14 protein-coding genes and 2 tRNA genes are annotated in these 17,488 nt (G+C 53.6%); 4 read left to right on the top strand and 12 right to left on the bottom strand.

Features of this window, described 5'->3' with window-relative positions:
• Positions 1–56: 56 nt before the first annotated feature.
• The 10 genes from infB to rlmE form a co-directional block, all read right to left on the bottom strand.
• Positions 57–2,747, bottom strand: coding sequence for a translation initiation factor IF-2 (gene infB, locus P6287_RS02540; RefSeq protein WP_064737725.1), 2,691 nt, complete (start codon positions 2,745–2,747; stop codon positions 57–59).
• A 17-nt stretch (positions 2,748–2,764) separates the two neighbouring features.
• Positions 2,765–4,252, bottom strand: a complete 1,488-nt coding sequence (gene nusA, locus P6287_RS02535; protein ID WP_101762251.1) for a transcription termination factor NusA — start codon at positions 4,250–4,252, stop codon at positions 2,765–2,767.
• Between the two features lie 24 nt (positions 4,253–4,276).
• A complete protein-coding gene (gene rimP, locus P6287_RS02530; protein WP_137386838.1) occupies positions 4,277–4,729 on the bottom strand; it encodes a ribosome maturation factor RimP in 453 nt (150 codons plus the stop codon).
• Positions 4,730–4,941: 212 nt separating this feature from the next.
• A tRNA-Met gene (locus P6287_RS02525) sits at positions 4,942–5,018 on the bottom strand.
• 59 nt (positions 5,019–5,077) lie between these two features.
• A tRNA-Leu gene (locus P6287_RS02520) sits at positions 5,078–5,164 on the bottom strand.
• Between the two features lie 49 nt (positions 5,165–5,213).
• A complete protein-coding gene (gene secG / locus P6287_RS02515) occupies positions 5,214–5,549 on the bottom strand; it encodes a preprotein translocase subunit SecG (RefSeq protein ID WP_007886689.1) in 336 nt (111 codons plus the stop codon).
• A gap of 215 nt (positions 5,550–5,764) precedes the next feature.
• The gene (gene glmM / locus P6287_RS02510; RefSeq protein WP_192412499.1) at positions 5,765–7,099 is read right to left on the bottom strand and encodes a phosphoglucosamine mutase; all 1,335 of its coding nucleotides are present in this window, start codon (positions 7,097–7,099) and stop codon (positions 5,765–5,767) included.
• A 3-nt stretch (positions 7,100–7,102) separates the two neighbouring features.
• Positions 7,103–7,936, bottom strand: a complete 834-nt coding sequence (folP, locus tag P6287_RS02505) for a dihydropteroate synthase (RefSeq protein ID WP_277974449.1) — start codon at positions 7,934–7,936, stop codon at positions 7,103–7,105.
• Positions 7,937–8,066: 130 nt separating this feature from the next.
• Entirely contained in the window at positions 8,067–9,974 is a 1,908-nt protein-coding gene (ftsH, locus tag P6287_RS02500; RefSeq protein ID WP_036620266.1) for an ATP-dependent zinc metalloprotease FtsH, read from the bottom strand.
• Positions 9,975–10,149: 175 nt separating this feature from the next.
• Positions 10,150–10,779 (bottom strand): 23S rRNA (uridine(2552)-2'-O)-methyltransferase RlmE, encoded by a 630-nt coding sequence (gene rlmE / locus P6287_RS02495; RefSeq protein WP_007886684.1) that lies wholly within the window; start codon positions 10,777–10,779, stop codon positions 10,150–10,152.
• Between the two features lie 125 nt (positions 10,780–10,904).
• Here rlmE and yhbY point away from each other — a divergent pair, with 125 nt between their 5' ends.
• Positions 10,905–11,198: a ribosome assembly RNA-binding protein YhbY gene (gene yhbY, locus P6287_RS02490; RefSeq protein WP_007886683.1), complete on the top strand. Its 294-nt coding sequence runs from the start codon at positions 10,905–10,907 to the stop codon at positions 11,196–11,198.
• A gap of 126 nt (positions 11,199–11,324) precedes the next feature.
• On the opposite strand, the gene greA is transcribed toward yhbY, so the two are convergent.
• Positions 11,325–11,801, bottom strand: a complete 477-nt coding sequence (greA, locus tag P6287_RS02485; RefSeq protein WP_110868068.1) for a transcription elongation factor GreA — start codon at positions 11,799–11,801, stop codon at positions 11,325–11,327.
• Positions 11,802–12,047: 246 nt separating this feature from the next.
• On the opposite strand from greA, the gene dacB reads away from it, so the two are divergent.
• The 3 genes from dacB to pmrB are packed head-to-tail and all read left to right on the top strand — an operon-like array spanning position 12,048 to position 15,201.
• Complete coding sequence (gene dacB, locus P6287_RS02480) at positions 12,048–13,481, top strand: serine-type D-Ala-D-Ala carboxypeptidase (RefSeq protein WP_137386837.1); 1,434 nt, start codon at positions 12,048–12,050, stop codon at positions 13,479–13,481.
• Complete coding sequence (pmrA, locus tag P6287_RS02475) at positions 13,481–14,143, top strand: two-component system response regulator PmrA (protein WP_101762257.1); 663 nt, start codon at positions 13,481–13,483, stop codon at positions 14,141–14,143. The genes dacB and pmrA overlap by 1 nt, the downstream gene beginning before the upstream one ends.
• Positions 14,140–15,201, top strand: coding sequence for a two-component system sensor histidine kinase PmrB (gene pmrB / locus P6287_RS02470; protein ID WP_277974448.1), 1,062 nt, complete (start codon positions 14,140–14,142; stop codon positions 15,199–15,201). Before pmrA ends, pmrB begins: the two co-directional genes overlap by 4 nt.
• A gap of 6 nt (positions 15,202–15,207) precedes the next feature.
• Here the strand turns inward: pmrB and P6287_RS02465 are convergent, their stop codons facing one another.
• Positions 15,208–17,478 carry a TonB-dependent siderophore receptor gene (locus tag P6287_RS02465; RefSeq protein WP_277974447.1) on the bottom strand — a complete coding sequence of 757 codons (2,271 nt, stop codon included), beginning with the start codon at positions 17,476–17,478 and terminating at the stop codon, positions 15,208–15,210.
• Positions 17,479–17,488: the final 10 nt, after the last annotated feature.

Genomic DNA, 17,488 nt, shown 5'->3' with positions numbered 1-17,488 from the left:
TCCCAAATAATTCGGGAGGCCAGAGGCCTCCCAAATTGCAACACATCAAATGATGATCAATCGATGGTGCGTTTAATTTCAATCACTTCGAACACTTCGATCATATCGCCAACGCGAACGTCGTTATAGTTCTTCACGCCAATACCACATTCCATGCCGTTACGAACTTCGTTAACGTCATCTTTGAAGCGACGCAGTGATTCCAGTTCGCCTTCATAGATAACCACGTTGTCACGCAGTACACGGATTGGGTTGTGACGTTTGATGATACCTTCAGTGACCATACAGCCCGCGATGGCACCAAACTTCGGTGATTTGAACACGTCACGTACCGCAGCCAGACCGATAATCTGCTGTTTGAACTCTGGAGCCAGCATACCGCTCATCGCAGCTTTCACTTCGTCGATCAGATTATAGATGACGGAGTAATAACGCAGGTCAACGTTTTCAGCGTCAATCACGCGGCGAGCAGATGCATCAGCACGCACGTTGAAGCCGAGAATGATGGCGTTGGATGCTGCAGCCAGCGTGGCGTCGGTTTCGGTGATACCACCCACGCCTGAACCGATAATGCGTACTTTCACTTCGTCGGTAGAGAGTTTCAGCAACGAATCAGAGATGGCTTCAACAGAACCCTGTACGTCAGATTTCAGTACGATGTTCAGCTCAGACACTTCGCCTTCAGTCATGTTGGCGAACATGTTCTCCAACTTAGACTTCTGCTGACGCGCCAGCTTAACTTCGCGGAATTTGCCCTGACGATACAGTGCAACTTCACGCGCTTTCTTCTCATCACGTACTACAGTCGCTTCATCACCCGCAGCCGGCACACCGGACAGACCGAGGATTTCGACTGGAATGGATGGACCCGCTTCCAGTACTTCACGACCCAGTTCGTCACGCATCGCACGTACACGGCCATATTCGAAGCCGCACAGCACGATATCGCCTTTGTTCAGCGTACCTTCACGTACCAGCACGGTAGCAACCGGGCCACGACCTTTGTCGAGGAACGATTCAATCACCACGCCGCTCGCCATACCTTCACGGATAGCAGACAGTTCCAGAACTTCAGCTTGCAGCAGAATCGCATTCAGCAGGTCGTCGATACCGGTACCGGCTTTCGCAGAGACGTTAACGAACATGTTCTCACCGCCCCACTCTTCCGGAAGAATTCCGTATTGGGTCAGTTCGTTCTTAACGCGGTCTGGATCAGCATCTGGCTTATCAATTTTGTTAACCGCAACAACCACTGGCACACCGGCTGCTTTCGCATGCTGGATAGCTTCAACGGTCTGAGGCATCACGCCATCGTCAGCAGCCACAACCAGGATAACGATATCCGTGGCCTGCGCACCACGAGCACGCATTGCGGTAAACGCGGCGTGTCCCGGGGTATCGAGGAAGGTGATCATACCGTTGTCAGTTTCAACGTGGTAAGCACCAATATGCTGGGTAATACCGCCCGCTTCGCCTGATGCCACTTTCGTTGAACGAATGTAGTCAAGCAGCGAGGTTTTACCGTGGTCAACGTGACCCATGATGGTGACGACTGGCGCACGGCTTTCCTGCGCAGCATCGGTGTCACGATCGTCCATTACCGCTTCTTCCAGCTCATTCTCGCGGCGCAGGATCACTTTGTGACCCATCTCTTCCGCAACCATCTGAGCGGTTTCTTGATCGATAACCTGGTTAATGGTCGCCATGGCGCCCATCTTCATCATCGCTTTAACGACCAGAGAACCTTTGATCGCCATTTTGTTAGCCAGTTCAGCAACGGTGATGGTTTCACCGATTACAACATCGCGGTTAACCGCCTGAGCTGGCTTGTTAAAGCCCTGCTGCAGGGTGCTTGGCTTACGATGCTTACCGCCTTTGCCGCCACGCACCTGAGCACGCGCTTCTTCGCGATCGGTTTTAGCTTCAGAGTGCTTGTTGCCTTTCTTAACCGGACGAGCCGCTTTGGTGGTGCGGGCACGTGCACGGCCAGCTTCTACCTGGCGATCGTTCTCGTCTTCTGCCTGGCGGGCGTGAGTAGAGGTAGTGACGTGATAATCGCCTTTATCCTCTTCTTCAGGTTTTGCCCATTCAGCGCCTTTCTCTTCAGCCAGGCGGCGGGCTTCTTCAGCCACGCGGCGCGCATCTTCTTCCAGCTTACGGCGTGCTTCTTCTTCTGCTTTACGTTTCAGTTCGGCAGCTTCTGCTTCACGACGGGCTTTATCAGATTGCGCAGCCTTGGCTACTACATCGGTAGGTTGATTAGTCAATTTCTCTTTTTCCGCTGCTTCACGTTTAGCCTTGTCAGCGGCTTCGCGCTTGGCTTTGTCTTCGGCTTCACGTTGCGCTTTCTGTTCAGCTTCGCGACGGGCTTGTTCTTCCGCCTCGCGACGCGCCTGCTCTTCCGCTTCACGCTGCGCCTCGGCTTCCGCTTCTGCCTGAGCTTGCTCAGACTCTGCATCGCCTTTCACGTATGTGCGCTTTTTGCGGACTTCGATTTGTACCGACTTACTTTTACCCCCGGTGACGGGAATATTCAAGGTGCTGCGCGTCTTGCGCTGCAAAGTCAGCTTGCTTGAACCGGTCTGACCGTGCTCACGATTCAGGTGAGACAGTAAGGTTTCTTTCTCTTGCTGGGATACCGCATCGTTTTCAGACTTACGAATCCCTGCATCAGCAAATTGCTGTACCAGGCGATCGACCGGGGTCTGAATTTCGGCGGCCAGCGATTTTACGGTTACATCTGTCATGCTGTTCCTTCCTGTTATTACGCGTCATCGCCGAACCAGCAGATATTACGTGCAGCCATAATCAGCGCACCGGCTTTCTCGTCATCCAGCCCTTCAATATCTGTCAGATCGTCAACACCTTGCTCAGCGAGATCTTCCAGCGTGCAAACGCCTTTCGACGCCAGGCGATACGCCAGCGCACGATCCAAGCCCTCAAGATTCAGAAGATCCTCAGCGGGCTCCTGATTACCAAGGCTCTCTTCTTTCGCTAATGCCAGGGTGGTTAACGCATTTTTTGCTCGTTCACGCAGGGCTTCAATGGTCTCTTCATCGAGGCCGTCGATTTCCAGCAGCTCGTTGATTGGCACATAAGCCAATTCTTCCAGCGAAGAGAAGCCCTCTTCCACCAGAATGGTGGCGAACTCTTCGTCGATGTCGAGATGTTTGGTGAACATATCGATCGCTGCATGGGCTTCAGCTTGGTGCTTAGCCTGCAGATCATCGACGGTCATCACGTTCAGTTCCCAACCGCTCAGTTGGGAAGCCAGACGCACGTTTTGGCCGTTACGGCCGATCGCCTGAGCCAGATTGCCGGCTTCAACAGCGATATCCATGGTGTGATTATCTTCATCCACCACAATTGACGCCACATCGGCTGGCGCCATAGCGTTGATAACGAACTGCGCCGGGTTGTCGTCCCACAGCACAATGTCGATACGCTCGCCACCCAGCTCGCTCGAAACCGCCTGGACACGCGCACCGCGCATACCGACGCAAGCGCCCACTGGATCAATACGTTTATCGTTGGTCTTCACCGCGATTTTGGCGCGTGAGCCCGGATCGCGCGCTGCCGCTTTGATCTCGATAACTTCTTCGCCAATTTCTGGCACCTCAATGCGGAACAACTCGATCAGCATTTCTGGTTTAGAACGGGTGACGAACAGCTGCGCGCCACGCGCTTCAGGGCGAACGGCATACAGCACACCGCGGATACGATCACCTGGACGGAAGTTTTCACGCGGCAGCATGTCTTCACGCAAAATCACGGCTTCAGCATTGCTGCCGAGGTCCAGTGAAATGTTGTCACGGTTCACTTTCTTCACCACGCCGGTGATGATTTCGCCTTCGTGTTGACGGAACTGATCAACCACCATTGCACGCTCAGCTTCACGTACTTTTTGTACGATAACCTGCTTAGCAGTTTGGGTGGTGATACGGTCGAAGGTGACAGATTCAATCTGATCTTCGACAAATTCGCCCAGATTGAACGCTTCGTCTTCATAACGGGCTGCATCCAGCGTGATCTCGCGAGTCGGCTGCGTGACTTCTTCTACAATCTGCCAGCGACGAAAGGTGTCGAAATCGCCGCTGCGGCGATCAATGCTGACACGCACTTCGATCTCTTGCTCATACTTCTTTTTGGTCGCAGTGGCCAAAGCGCTCTCCAGCGCTTCGAAGATTTTCTCACGCGGCAGGGCTTTTTCGTTAGAAACGGCTTCTACTACAGCTAAGATCTCTTTGTTCATCCTGGTTAGCCTCAATCCGGACTTTTAAAAGTGGGGGACCAGGTTCGCTTTCTGAATGTTGCTCAGCGCGAACACTTCATCGTTACCCTCAACGGTCACCGTGATCATCTCGCCTTCAACAGACTTGATGATACCCTGCCATTTACGGCGGTTTTGTACGGCCATGCGTAGTACCAGGCTCACCTCGTCACCGACAAAACGTGCATAGTGTTCAGCAGTGAAAAGAGGACGTTCGAGACCCGGCGAGGAAACTTCAAGGTTGTAAGCCACGGTAATTGGATCTTCCACATCCATTACTGCGCTAACCTGGTGGCTAACATCGGCGCAATCATCAACATTGATACCCTCTTCACTATCAATATAGATGCGCAGGGTTGATGTGCGACCACGAATAAACTCAATACCGACTAATTCGTAGCCAAGCGCTTCTACTGGAGCAGAGATCAACTCTGTCAATTTTTGCTCTAATGTGGACAAGCCCACCCCCAAGACATAAAAAAAGGGCCTATAGCCCAGTGTTTCGATTTCCTGATAACAAAAAACCCCGAATATTCGGGGCTTTTTGTGACTGGACCCTGTACGCCGCATAGCGGCTTCGGAGCACAATCCAAAAGAATTTTTTTCAAAAATCACTGAGATTGCGTCCGTCGATGCATACAGTATATTTGAAAAAGAACTCTAAGGGAAAGTGGTTGCGGGGGCCGGATTTGAACCGACGACCTTCGGGTTATGAGCCCGACGAGCTACCAGGCTGCTCCACCCCGCGTCCGAAAACGTGGCGAATAATACGCCGACCTTGCAAAAAATGCAAGTTAAACTGAGATTTGGTACCGAGGACGGGACTTGAACCCGTAAGCCCTTTCGAGCACTACCACCTCAAGGTAGCGTGTCTACCAATTTCACCACCTCGGTACATCACTAGACTGCGACGTTGTTTTATCGCACTACAGCGTTGACGATCTTACTGCGGGATATCATTGCCCGGTGTTGCCGGTTTAGCTGGCTGAGTCTGCTGTTCAGACTGCGCCGGCGCAGTGAGGTTATCCCACTCGCTACCTTTGGCTGTTTTATTACTGTTCAGGTTACCCAGAACCAAGCTGATGATGAAGAACAGCGTAGCCAGTACCGCGGTCATGCGAGTCATAAAGTTGCCAGACCCATTTGAACCAAACAGCGTACCAGAAGCGCCTGCACCGAATGAGGCTCCCATATCAGCGCCTTTGCCTTGCTGCAGCATGATCAAACCCACGAGGCCAATCGCTACAATAAGGAAAACAACTAACAGAGCTTCGTACATAATCAACCTGTTTCCTTGCGCGTTATCTGCACAGTTAAAGCTTCAACCAATATCGATGGGGAGTCTCGTCATCACCCATCAGAAGCGGGTGTGAATACTAACCAAAGGCACATACCTCTGCAAGTGCAATTTTCACCATCGCTTTCGATTGCGGAAAAAAGCACCATACCGGTGATTTTGCAGGCGGAAAGTTTAAAAACTCCCCGCCTGAAAACTTACACCGCTTTTACTGCATCCGCGATTTTATGCGCCAGCGCACTGACCTGCGCCTCATCTTCACCTTCCACCATTACACGAATCAGGGGTTCAGTGCCGGATTTGCGCAGCAACACACGACCGCGTCCCGCCAGCGTTTTTTCAGCTTCCGAAGTCACAGCTTTCACGCTTTCGCTTTCCAGCGGATCGTGCTCGCCAGCGAAGCGCACATTGACCAGAATCTGCGGCAGCATTTTCATGCCGCTGCACAGGTCATGTAGCGTCATATGGTTGCGTACGATTGCAGTGAGCACTTGCAAACTTGCTACGATGCCGTCGCCGGTGGTGGTTTTGTCCAGCAGAATGACGTGACCGGAGTTTTCGGCTCCTAGACGCCAGCCCTTCTCCTGCATTTTTTCCAGCACATAGCGGTCGCCCACTTTCGCACGGGTAAACGGAATACCCAGCTGTTTCAGTGCCAGTTCCAGACCCATGTTGCTCATTAACGTGCCCACCACGCCACCGCGCAGCTGGCCCTGACGCAGCCCTTCACGCGCAATGATGTAGAGAATTTGATCGCCATCGACTTTGTGACCTAAATGGTCAACCATCATGATGCGGTCGCCATCACCGTCGTACGCCAGTCCGAGATCGGCCTTCTCTTCCAATACGCGATGCTGCAGCAAACGCAGATCGGTCGCACCGCAATCTTTGTTGATGTTCATGCCATCCGGCTGCACGCCGATAGCAATCACATTCGCACCCAGCTCACGCAGCACATTAGGCGCAATGTGATACGTCGCGCCATTCGCACAATCGACCACAATCTTTAGCCCATTCAGGCTCAGCTCGCTTGGGAAAGTCCCTTTGCAGAATTCGATGTAACGACCAGCAGCATCGACAATGCGACTGGCGCGGCCCAGTTCAGCCGACTCTACGCAAGTGATTGGCTTTTCCATCTCCAGTTCGATGGCTTCTTCAACTTCGTCCGGCAGCTTGGTACCTTCAGCCGAGAAGAATTTGATGCCATTGTCGTCAAAGGGATTATGAGAAGCTGAAATCACAATGCCCGCTTCCGCGCGGAAAGTGCGGGTCAGATAAGCAATTGCAGGTGTCGGCATCGGGCCGGTGAAGGCCGCCGACAATCCCGCCGCCGCCAGGCCCGCTTCCAGTGCCGATTCCAGCATATAGCCTGAAATACGCGTATCTTTACCAATCAATACTTTGCGTGAACCCTGGCGCGCCAGCACCTTACCGGCCGCCCAGCCTAACTTGAGGACAAAATCAGGGGTAATCGGTGCTTCACCGACTTTGCCGCGAATCCCATCTGTACCGAAATATTTACGATTACTCATGCTTTATCCTTTTGCTCTCCGTGTCGCTTCGACGACGCGCATCGCTTCGACAGTCTCTTTCACATCATGCACGCGAATAATTTGCGCCCCTTGCATGGCGGCAATCACCGCACAGCTGAGGCTTCCGGTCAGACGCTGGGCCGGACCGACATTTAGCAACTGCCCAACCATCGACTTGCGTGACATTCCTACCAACAGCGGTAAGCCGTAGTGGTGGAAATGGCTGAGGTTGGCCAGCAGTTCATAGTTGTGGCTGAGATTCTTACCGAAACCGAAGCCAGGATCGAGCATCAGATTATCTTTTTTGATGCCGGCGGCTTCACATCGCGCAATCTGTGCAGCGAAGTAAGCGTCCACTTCGCTCACGATGTGGCTATATTCCGGTGCCTGCTGCATGGTGCGCGGTTCACCTTGCATATGCATCAGACACACCGGCAAGCCTGTTTCTGCCGCCGCCGCCAGCGCGCCCGGTTCGGACAAAGAACGAATGTCATTGATAATGTGAGCACCCACTCGCGCCGCTTCACGGATCACTTCTGGCTTGGAAGTATCGACCGAAATCCACACCTCAAAACGCTGCGTGATGGCTTCCACCACCGGAATAACGCGTGCCAGCTCCTCTTCCACGCTAACTTCATCAGCGCCCGGACGCGTTGATTCACCGCCCACATCAATAATGGTGGCACCGGCATTCACCATTTCATTGGTGTGCGTCAGCGCATCGACCAGCGTGTTGTGACTTCCACCATCAGAGAAAGAGTCCGGCGTGACATTCAAAATACCCATCACATGGGGAAAAGAGAGATCGAGATGGGAATCACGGGCGAACAACTTCATGGCGAGAATCTCCTTGAGGAATCACTGAATCGCGGAATGTAAAAAACCCCGGACTGGCCGGGGTTTGCATTGTAACAAGTATTGCGGGAGGGAGAACTGGCGGTGAGCAACGCATCCCGCCAGAGTGCCATCACATGATCTTGTCTGAACCCGGCGTTTTCGGGTCATCAACAGGACGTGGAGCCTGCGTAGAGTCGCCGTTACCCACAGCAACTTTCGCCTCTTCCCAACCTGCTGGTGGACGCACTTCGCGGCGTGCCATCAGATCGCTGATCTGCGGTGCATCGATGGTCTCATACTTCATCAGCGCGTCTTTCATCGCGTGAAGGATGTCCATGTTTTCATTCAGAATACGGCGTGCGCGCTGATAGTTGGTATCAATAAGGTGTTTAACTTCCTGATCGATAATGCGCGCCGTTTCATCTGACATGTGTTTTGCTTTCGCCACTGAGCGACCGAGGAACACTTCGCCCTCTTCTTCAGCGTAAAGCAATGGACCCAGCTTCTCAGAGAAGCCCCACTGCGTGACCATGTTGCGTGCTACGCTGGTCGCCATTTTGATGTCAGATGAAGCACCGGTAGAAACATAGTCCGGACCATAAATGATCTCTTCCGCCAGACGTCCGCCGTAAGCCACAGAAATACGGCTTTCCAGCTTCTGACGGTTGGCGCTGATCTCATCACCTACTGGCAAGAAGAAAGCCACACCCAGAGCACGACCACGTGGAATGATGGTGACCTTGTGCACCGGATCGTAACCCGGAACCAGCGTACCCACGATCGCGTGACCCGCTTCATGATAAGCCGTCGATTCTTTCTGCTCTTCGGTCATCACCATGGAGCGACGTTCCGCACCCATCATGATTTTGTCTTTGGCTTTTTCAAACTCAACCATCGAAACAACACGCTTGTTGCCGCGAGCAGCAAACAGCGCAGCTTCGTTGACCAGGTTAGCCAAATCCGCACCGGAGAAACCAGGCGTACCACGTGCGATAACTGATGGATCCATATCGGTTGCCAGCGGCACACGACGCATATGGACTTTCAGAATCTGCTCACGACCACGCACGTCTGGCAGACCCACCACAACCTGACGGTCAAAGCGGCCTGGACGCAGCAGCGCCGGGTCAAGGACGTCTGGACGGTTAGTTGCCGCGATAACGATGATGCCTTCATTACCTTCAAAGCCATCCATCTCAACCAGCATCTGGTTCAGCGTTTGTTCACGTTCATCGTGACCACCGCCTAAACCGGCGCCACGCTGACGGCCAACCGCATCGATTTCATCAATAAAGATGATGCACGGTGCCGCTTTCTTCGCTTGTTCGAACATGTCACGCACACGAGATGCACCGACACCGACAAACATTTCCACGAAGTCAGAACCGGAAATGGTAAAGAACGGGACTTTCGCTTCACCAGCAATCGCTTTCGCCAGCAGCGTTTTACCGGTACCCGGAGGGCCGACCATCAGGACGCCTTTCGGAATTTTACCGCCCAGCTTCTGGAAACGGCTCGGCTCACGTAGATACTCAACCAGCTCACCAACTTCTTCTTTGGCCTCATCACAACCGGCCACGTCAGCAAAAGTGGTTTTGATCTGATCTTCGGTCAGCATGCGGGCTTTGCTCTTGCCGAAGGACATCGCGCCCTTGCCGCCGCCGCCCTGCATCTGCCGCATAAAGAAGATCCACACGCCAATTAGCAGCAGCATTGGGAACCATGAGATGAAGATGGAAGCCAGCAGGCTTGGTTCTTCAGGCGGTTCGCCAACGACTTTGACGTTTTTGGTCAACAGGTTATCGAGTAACTTAGGATCGTTGACGGGGATATAGGTGGTGTATTTATTGCTGTCTTTTTTGACAACGTTAATCTCACGCCCGTTAATTCGTGCCTCGCGGACCTGATCTTGGTTCACTTCCGATAGGAAAGTTGAATAATCAACCCTACGGCCATTCGACTCGCTGGGCCCAAAGCTCTGGAATACAGACATCAGCACGACCGCGATGACTAACCAGAGAATCAGGTTTTTCGCCATGTCACTCAAGGGATTAACCTCATATTACAACGATGTTAACAGACAGCGTAGGGTACTATAGATCCTTCATACCTGGAATCGCAGTGCGGATGATTTTGCTTGTTTACCCTGAAACTCAGAATTACACATCAGAGTAAACGCATTGGTCGTCTTGCTTTGATTCCGGCAATTCGGGCTAAAGTTTGCGCCCCGTCGCCACAATGTACACTTCGCGCGAACGTAATCGCGAAGCGTCCGGCTTACGAATTTTTACTTTCGTAAACAGGGAGCGAATTTCCCGCAGGTATTCATCGAAGCCATCTCCCTGAAACACTTTCACGACAAAACTGCCGCCTGGGGCCAGGATATCCCGACACATTTCCAGCGCCAATTCTACCAAATACATCGAACGTGGAATATCAACCGCAGGTGTACCGCTCATGTTGGGTGCCATATCAGACATCACCACCTGCACCTTTTGGTCGCCAACGCGCTCCAGTAAGGCGTTAAGTACCGCCTCATCACGAAAATCGCCCTGCAAAAAATCAACGCCGACAATCGGATCCATTGGTAACAGATCGCAGGCGATGATACGACCACTTGATCCGATAAGCTGAACCACGTATTGCGACCAACCGCCGGGTGCCGCACCGAGATCAACAACCGTCATCCCGGGTTTGAAAATCTTGTCACCCTGCTGAATTTCTTCAAGTTTAAACCAGGCACGCGAACGTAACCCTTTTTTCTGTGCCTGCAGCACATATTTATCGCTAAAGTGTTCCTGTAGCCAGCGACTGGAACTGGCCGAACGCTTTTTACCCGTCATAATTTTTCCAATTAAATCGTCATCGTAGCGATAAATCAGCACGCAATGGTCGCGTTGATTTGGCGATATACCCGAGATGGCGGTAGAATGAACCGTTTTCAATCCCTGAGTAAGCAAAAAATACGATGAATCTGAGTACCAAACAAAAACAGCACCTGAAAGGCCTTGCCCATCCGCTTAAGCCGGTTGTCATGCTGGGCGGAAATGGCCTGACCGAAGGCGTGCTTGCCGAAATCGAACTGGCGCTCGAGCATCACGAATTGATCAAGGTAAAAATTGCCTCGGAAGATCGTGAAACTAAGCAGCTGATCGTGGACGCTATCGTGCGTGAAACTAAAGCAGGCAACGTACAGGTAATCGGCAACACGCTGGTGCTGTATCGCCCTGCCAAAGAGCGTAAAATTACTCTTCCGCGTTAATCATGCCTTTAAAGGCGGCGACGGGCAAAGAAAGTGCCACGCTCCTGCATGTGATAAAAGGCCGCAATGCGGCCTTTTTCCTTTCTTTACAAAATGCAGCGACATATTGCAAAGCGTAGCAATATCTTAAAGGTATTCCACCTTCAGGACTTCATATTCCACATCCCCGCCTGGGGTTTTCACAATCGCGACATCGTCGGCTGATTTTCCAACCAATCCACGCGCCATCGGCGAATTCACTGAAATCAGGTTCTGCTTGAAGTCAGCTTCATCGTCACCCACGATGCGATAGGTGAACTCTTCATCCGTATCCACATTGAGAATGGTCACGGTAGCGCCAAAAATCACGCGACCGGTTTTCGGCATGGCAGTCACATCAATGACTTGCGCATTGGAAAGCTTGGCTTCAATCTCCTGAATACGCCCCTCGCAGAAACCCTGTTCTTCGCGAGCCGCATGATATTCGGCATTCTCTTTCAAATCGCCGTGCTCACGGGCTGTGGCGATGGAGGCGATGATGCGCGGACGCTTCACAGTTTTCAGTTCGTTCAGCTCTTCGCGCAGCTTCTCAGCGCCTTTCAACGTCATCGGAATCTGATTCATTTTGGCTCCTCGTCATCTATCCTGGTTAACGGCGTCATCCTGACCGGTGACAGCAGAAAACAGCTTCTGCAGCGCGTTACCTCTTTTCACAAGCAAAAGAAGCCTGACCCGGAAAGCTTTCCGGGTCAGGTTCGGTTTTGCATTTTGATACGTATTTTACCCCAGAGTTCCCTGTGGGTCATCGTTTACTTTGCACCGTCCGGGGACGTAGTATTGACGCCCTCACCCGTCAGTTACCGCGAGATTATGCGATTTTCACGACTTGTTACCGGATTAACCTGTGCGTTTATGCTGCAGGCACAAGCAGCTCCCGTTGAAGAATACATGCAGTATTTGCCAGACGGCGCAAACCTGGCGCTGATGGTACAAAAAGTGGGCGCATCCACCCCGATAATCGATTATCACGGCAAACAGATGGCGTTACCGGCCAGCACCATGAAAGTGGTGACAGCGCTGGCGGCTTTATTAGAGCTCGGGCCCGATTTTCGTTTCCAGACCACCATGGAAACCAAAGGAGCGGTCAATGACGGCACCCTGAATGGCGATTTAGTGGCACGATTTGGCGGCGATCCTACGCTGAGCCGCCAGGATCTGCGCAACATGGTCACAGCGCTGAAAAAGCAGGGCATCACCCATATTAAGGGCAATCTGGTGATCGACACCTCGGTGTTCGCCAGCCACGATATGGCGCCAGGCTGGCCGTGGAACGATTTGACGCAGTGCTTCAGTGCGCCACCGGCAGCGGCCATCGTCGATAAAAACTGTTTCTCAGTATCGCTGTATAGCGCCAATACACCGGGCGAAAACGCCTTTGTGCGTATCGCCTCCTATTATCCGGCCCATATGTTCAGTCAGGTGCGCACCATTGGCCGCAACAGCGGTGACGGACAATATTGCGAGCTGGATGTGGTGCCAGGCGAGCTCAATCGTTACACCTTAACCGGCTGCATGCGTCAACGGTCAGAGCCGCTGCCGCTGGCCTTTGCCGTGCAGGATGGTGCTGCGTGGGCCGGTGAGATACTTAAAGCCGAGCTGCGCGCCGCCGATATTGATTACAGCGGTCATTTGGTTCGCCAGGCGCAAGTGACGTCGCCGGGTACCGTGTTGGCTTCAACGCAATCAGCGCCGCTGCACACGCTGCTGCACACTATGCTGAAGAAGTCGGACAACATGATTGCCGACACCGTGTTCCGCACCATCGGCCATCATTACTTCAATGTGCCTGGCACCTTCCGAGCGGGTTCAGATGCGGTACGTCGTATTCTGCGCGAAAAAGCCGGGGTCGATCTCGGCAACAGCATTCAGGTTGATGGTTCCGGGCTGTCGCGTCATGACCTGATCGCGCCAGAAACCATGATGCAAGTGCTGCAATACATTGCGAAAAATGATTCGACGCTGAATTACATTTCGATGCTGCCGCTGGCCGGTTACGACGGCACGCTGCAATATCGCGGCGGTCTGCATGAAGCAGGGCTGGATGGCAAAGTCTCGGCGAAAACCGGTTCGCTGCAGGGCGTCTATAATCTGGCAGGATTCATCACCACCTCCAGCGGCGCGCGCGTCGCCTTTGTCCAGTTCCTGTCCGGTTACGCGGTACCGCCGGAAAATCAGAAAACGCGCCGCATTCCGCTGGTACGTTTTGAGAGCCGCCTCTATACGGATATCAACAAGAACAACTGATGAAACTGCTAATCGTTGAAGATGATGCGCTGTTGCAATCGGGCCTCGCGCAGGCATTAAGCTCGCAAGGCTACGCCATCGACTGCGCCAGTACCGCCGCAGAGAGCAACGCGCTGCTGCGTAGCGGTCAGTACAGCCTGATCGTGCTCGATCTCGGCTTGCCGGATCGCGATGGCGCATCACTGCTGCGACAATGGCGACGCGACGGCATTGCGGTGCCGGTACTGATCCTCACGGCGCGCGATGCGCTGGAGGATCGCGTTGATGGTTTGGATGCCGGCGCTGACGATTATCTGGTGAAGCCGTTTGCATTGGTTGAACTGCAGGCACGCGTGCGGGCGCTCATCCGCCGTTATCAGGGCCACAGCGATAACCTGCTGCAACAGGGCGATCTGACACTCAATCTCAGTTCACAACAGGTTCTGCTGGAAGATCAGCCGCTGGAGATCACGCCCAAAGAGTTCGCACTGCTCACCCGCTTACTGATGCGCGTGGGGCAAAACGTACACCGCGAAACGCTGCAACAGGATCTCTACAGCTGGAATGACGATCCCGGCTCCAACACTCTCGAAGTTCACATCCACAATTTGCGTCGCAAGCTCGGGAAAGATCGCATAAAAACCGTGCGCGGCGTCGGTTACCGTCTGGAAATCCGCGAATGAACAGCATGCGTCAGCGGTTATTGATTATGCTGGCGCTGATTCTCCTCACCTGTCAGGTGATGAGCGCCATCTGGCTCTGGCATGAAAGCCGCGAGCAGATCAGTTTTTTAGTCAACGAAACGCTCTCTGCGCAGGCGCGTAACGATCGGGTAGAAAACGAGATCCGTGAAGCCATTGCCTCGTTGCTGCTGCCTTCCTTAGTCATGGTCGCCCTTACCTTGCTGCTGTCGTTTTGGGCGATTAACTGGATTATTCGTCCGCTGAAATCGCTGCAGGACAGCCTTGCGCATCGTTCAGCGGATAATCTGACACCGTTGCCGATCTACTCCGAAATGGATGAAATCGTGGCGGTAACCACCTCGATCAACCAACTGTTTTCACGCCTCGATCACACGTTGCAGCAGGAGCGCCTGTTCACCGCCGATGCGGCGCACGAGCTGCGCACGCCGCTGGCCGGATTGCGCCTGCATCTCGAGCTGCTCCACCAGCAGAACGTGCCGCAGAGCGAGATGCTAATTGAACGTATCGATCAGCTGATGCACACCGTGGAACAGCTGTTGATGTTATCGCGCGCCGGGCAAGCGCTGGCGGGCGGTCACTATCAGCAGTTGCAGTGGCAACAGGACATCATGCAGCCGCTGGAGCCAGAAATGACCGAGCTGTATCAACAGCGTCAGCAAATCCTGCACTGGCCGCAGAACGACGATGTGCCGCAGCAAGGTGAAGCGGTACTGCTGCGCCTGATGCTGCGCAATCTGCTGGAAAACGCCTCGCGCTACAGCCCGGCTGGCAGCGAAGTCGTGGTGAAGATGCAGCAGGACCAGCAGCAGGTGATCATTGAAGTGTGGGATCAGGGTCCCGGCATTGAAGCCGCCGCTGCGGAAGAGCTGACGCAGGCGTTTCGTCGTCGCGATCAGCGTTATGGCGGCAGCGGTTTGGGTTTGAATATCGTGCTGCGCATCGTGCAGATGCATCGCGGCAGGCTGGAGCTGGTGAACCGTGAAGATCGCAGCGGGCTGATTGCCCGCTGCTATTTACCGCATCAACTGATTGGCTAAGCGCCGTTAGAAGTGGGTATTCAGGCTCATAAAGTAAGTACGACCAGATTCGTTGTAGGTATTCGCACCCGCTCCATACAGATAAGAGTTGGTGTTGGCGTTACCGGTGGTTTGCGCATTACCTTCGCGATAGTGACGTTTATCGAACAGGTTATCGATGCCCACCGTGACGCTGGCGTACTTGTTGATATCGTAGGTACCGCTCATACCGATAATTGAGTAAGGACTCACTTTATCCGTTGCGCTGCCGGTCGAAAGATTCCCTTTGTAATCATACTTCTTCGGCGTCTGCGTGCCGTACCAGGTCAGCGTAGTTTGCAGCGACAGATCCTGCGTCGCCTGCCAGCTCAGCGTCGAATTCAGCGTGTATTCCGGAATCACCGATAAACGATCGCCGGTCTCTTTGTTCTTACTCTGCAGCATATAGGTGAAGTTGTTATTCCACATCACGCTGTCGGAGAACGGCACGTTGACGGTGCCTTCCAGCCCTTCCACCACCGCTTTCGGTACGTTTTCCCACTTATAAATATCTGTGGTGCCATTGGATGCTTTGCTCACTGGCGAGTAACCGGCTTCGATCTTGTTGCGATAATCGTTGCGGAACCAGGTTAAACCGGCCTGATAACCTTCGTGTTTCCACTCCAGACCAATCTCTTTATTGATGCTGTTTTCCGCTTTCAGGTCGCTGTTACCCTGCAGATAACAGGCGCCGGTGCTGGCCGCACAACCCTGACCGTTGCTGTACAACAAGTAGTTCGGGTTGGTCTGATACAGGCTCGGCGCTTTATAGGCGCGACCAATCCCCATCTTCAGCGTGAAGTCATCGCCCAAACCTTGTGACAGGTTGAGCGACGGGCTCCAGTTATTGCCAACAATCGAGTGATGATCAAAACGCAGGCTTGGCGTCAGCATAGTGCTGTCGGTCAGCTCCATGTTGTCTTCCGCAAACAGCGAGAAAATCTCTGCCTGGGAATACGGGCTGCGACCGGTGTTATCGATGCCCGGCACCGAACCGTAGCTCGCTGCCTGCGTGTTGGAAGAGCCATCCTTCATGCGCTGCTGGTTCCATTCGGTACCCAGCGTCGCCGTTTGGTTAAACAGCAGCTCAAATGGAATGCTGACTTCGCTATGCAGCAGCACGTCATCCAGCTGAATGGTGTTGAAACCGCTGTTAGAGAAGATGCCTTCGGTGCCGCCGGCCAAACCTTCATTGATGCGCGAGTTGCGGGTTTTCTCGTAGCGCGCGTAGGTATTGGTGCTGACGCCGTTATCCCATGCGCCGGTCCATTTCAATGAGACGTTCTGGCGATACAGGCGGTTAGTTTCATCACCGTACAGACTTTTCACCAGCGAGCTGGTGTTGGTGTTCTGCGTATCACCCGCATACAGGTTGCCCTGACGGCTGTAACCGGCCTGCAGCTCCAGCGTCTGCATCGGTGCAAACGCCCAGCTCAGCAAGGCATTGATATCTTTATTAACTGAACCTTCACGACCGGCCGGATAGCTGCCCGCATAGCTGCCGGTGCGCGCCGCCGCATGCCCTTCGTTGATGTCATAGGCATCGGCCTGGGTTTTGGCTAAACCACCGTACAAACGGAAGTTGAAATCATCGCCCAGCGGCCCTTCCAGACTGAAGTTAGTGCGCTTAGTGGCGCCTTCCGCTTTATGTTCCGGCACGTTGTAATAGGTGTTCCAGGAACCGTGCCACTGCTGATCGGTCTGTTTTTTGGTGATGATATTCACCACACCGCCCGCCGCGCCGTTACCGTAACGCACCGCCGCCGGTCCGCGAATCACGTCGATGTGATCGATCATCTCCGGCGGCACCCAGTTGGTGTCGCCACGCGTATCACGCTCGCCACGCCAGCCAAGGCGCACCGAGTTGCGGCTGGTGATCGGCATGCCGTCCACCATGATCAAGGTGTTTTCCGGGCCCATACCACGAATATCGATCTGGCGATTGTTACCGCGCTGGCCGCTGGTGGAGTTGCCTGTCAGGTTAACGCCTGGCATGGTACGGATAATTTCAGACACATCACGCGCGGGCGGATGTTTTTTGATTTCGTCGGCGGTAATGGTTGAGACGCCCGGCGCTTGCAGGTTCTGCTGCTGCGCGGTGACCATCAAGGTGCCGCCGTCCATTGATTGTGCGTCAGTCGTGCTGGCAGAGGTTTTGCTGGAGGAAGTCTCTGCTGCCCAGGCGCTGCTGGAAAGCAGTGAGGCGCTGAGCCCCAGTTCAATCAGAATGGCTAACGATAACCGTGAGTAATTTTTCATTTTATACGTT

Origin of the sequence: Pantoea sp. X85 (genome assembly GCF_029623675.1) — a bacterium.
GTDB classification, from domain to species: Bacteria; Pseudomonadota; Gammaproteobacteria; order Enterobacterales; family Enterobacteriaceae; genus Pantoea; species Pantoea leporis.
The sequence above is the reverse complement of the archived record's forward strand: the minus strand, read 5'-3'. Positions and strand labels throughout refer to the sequence as shown.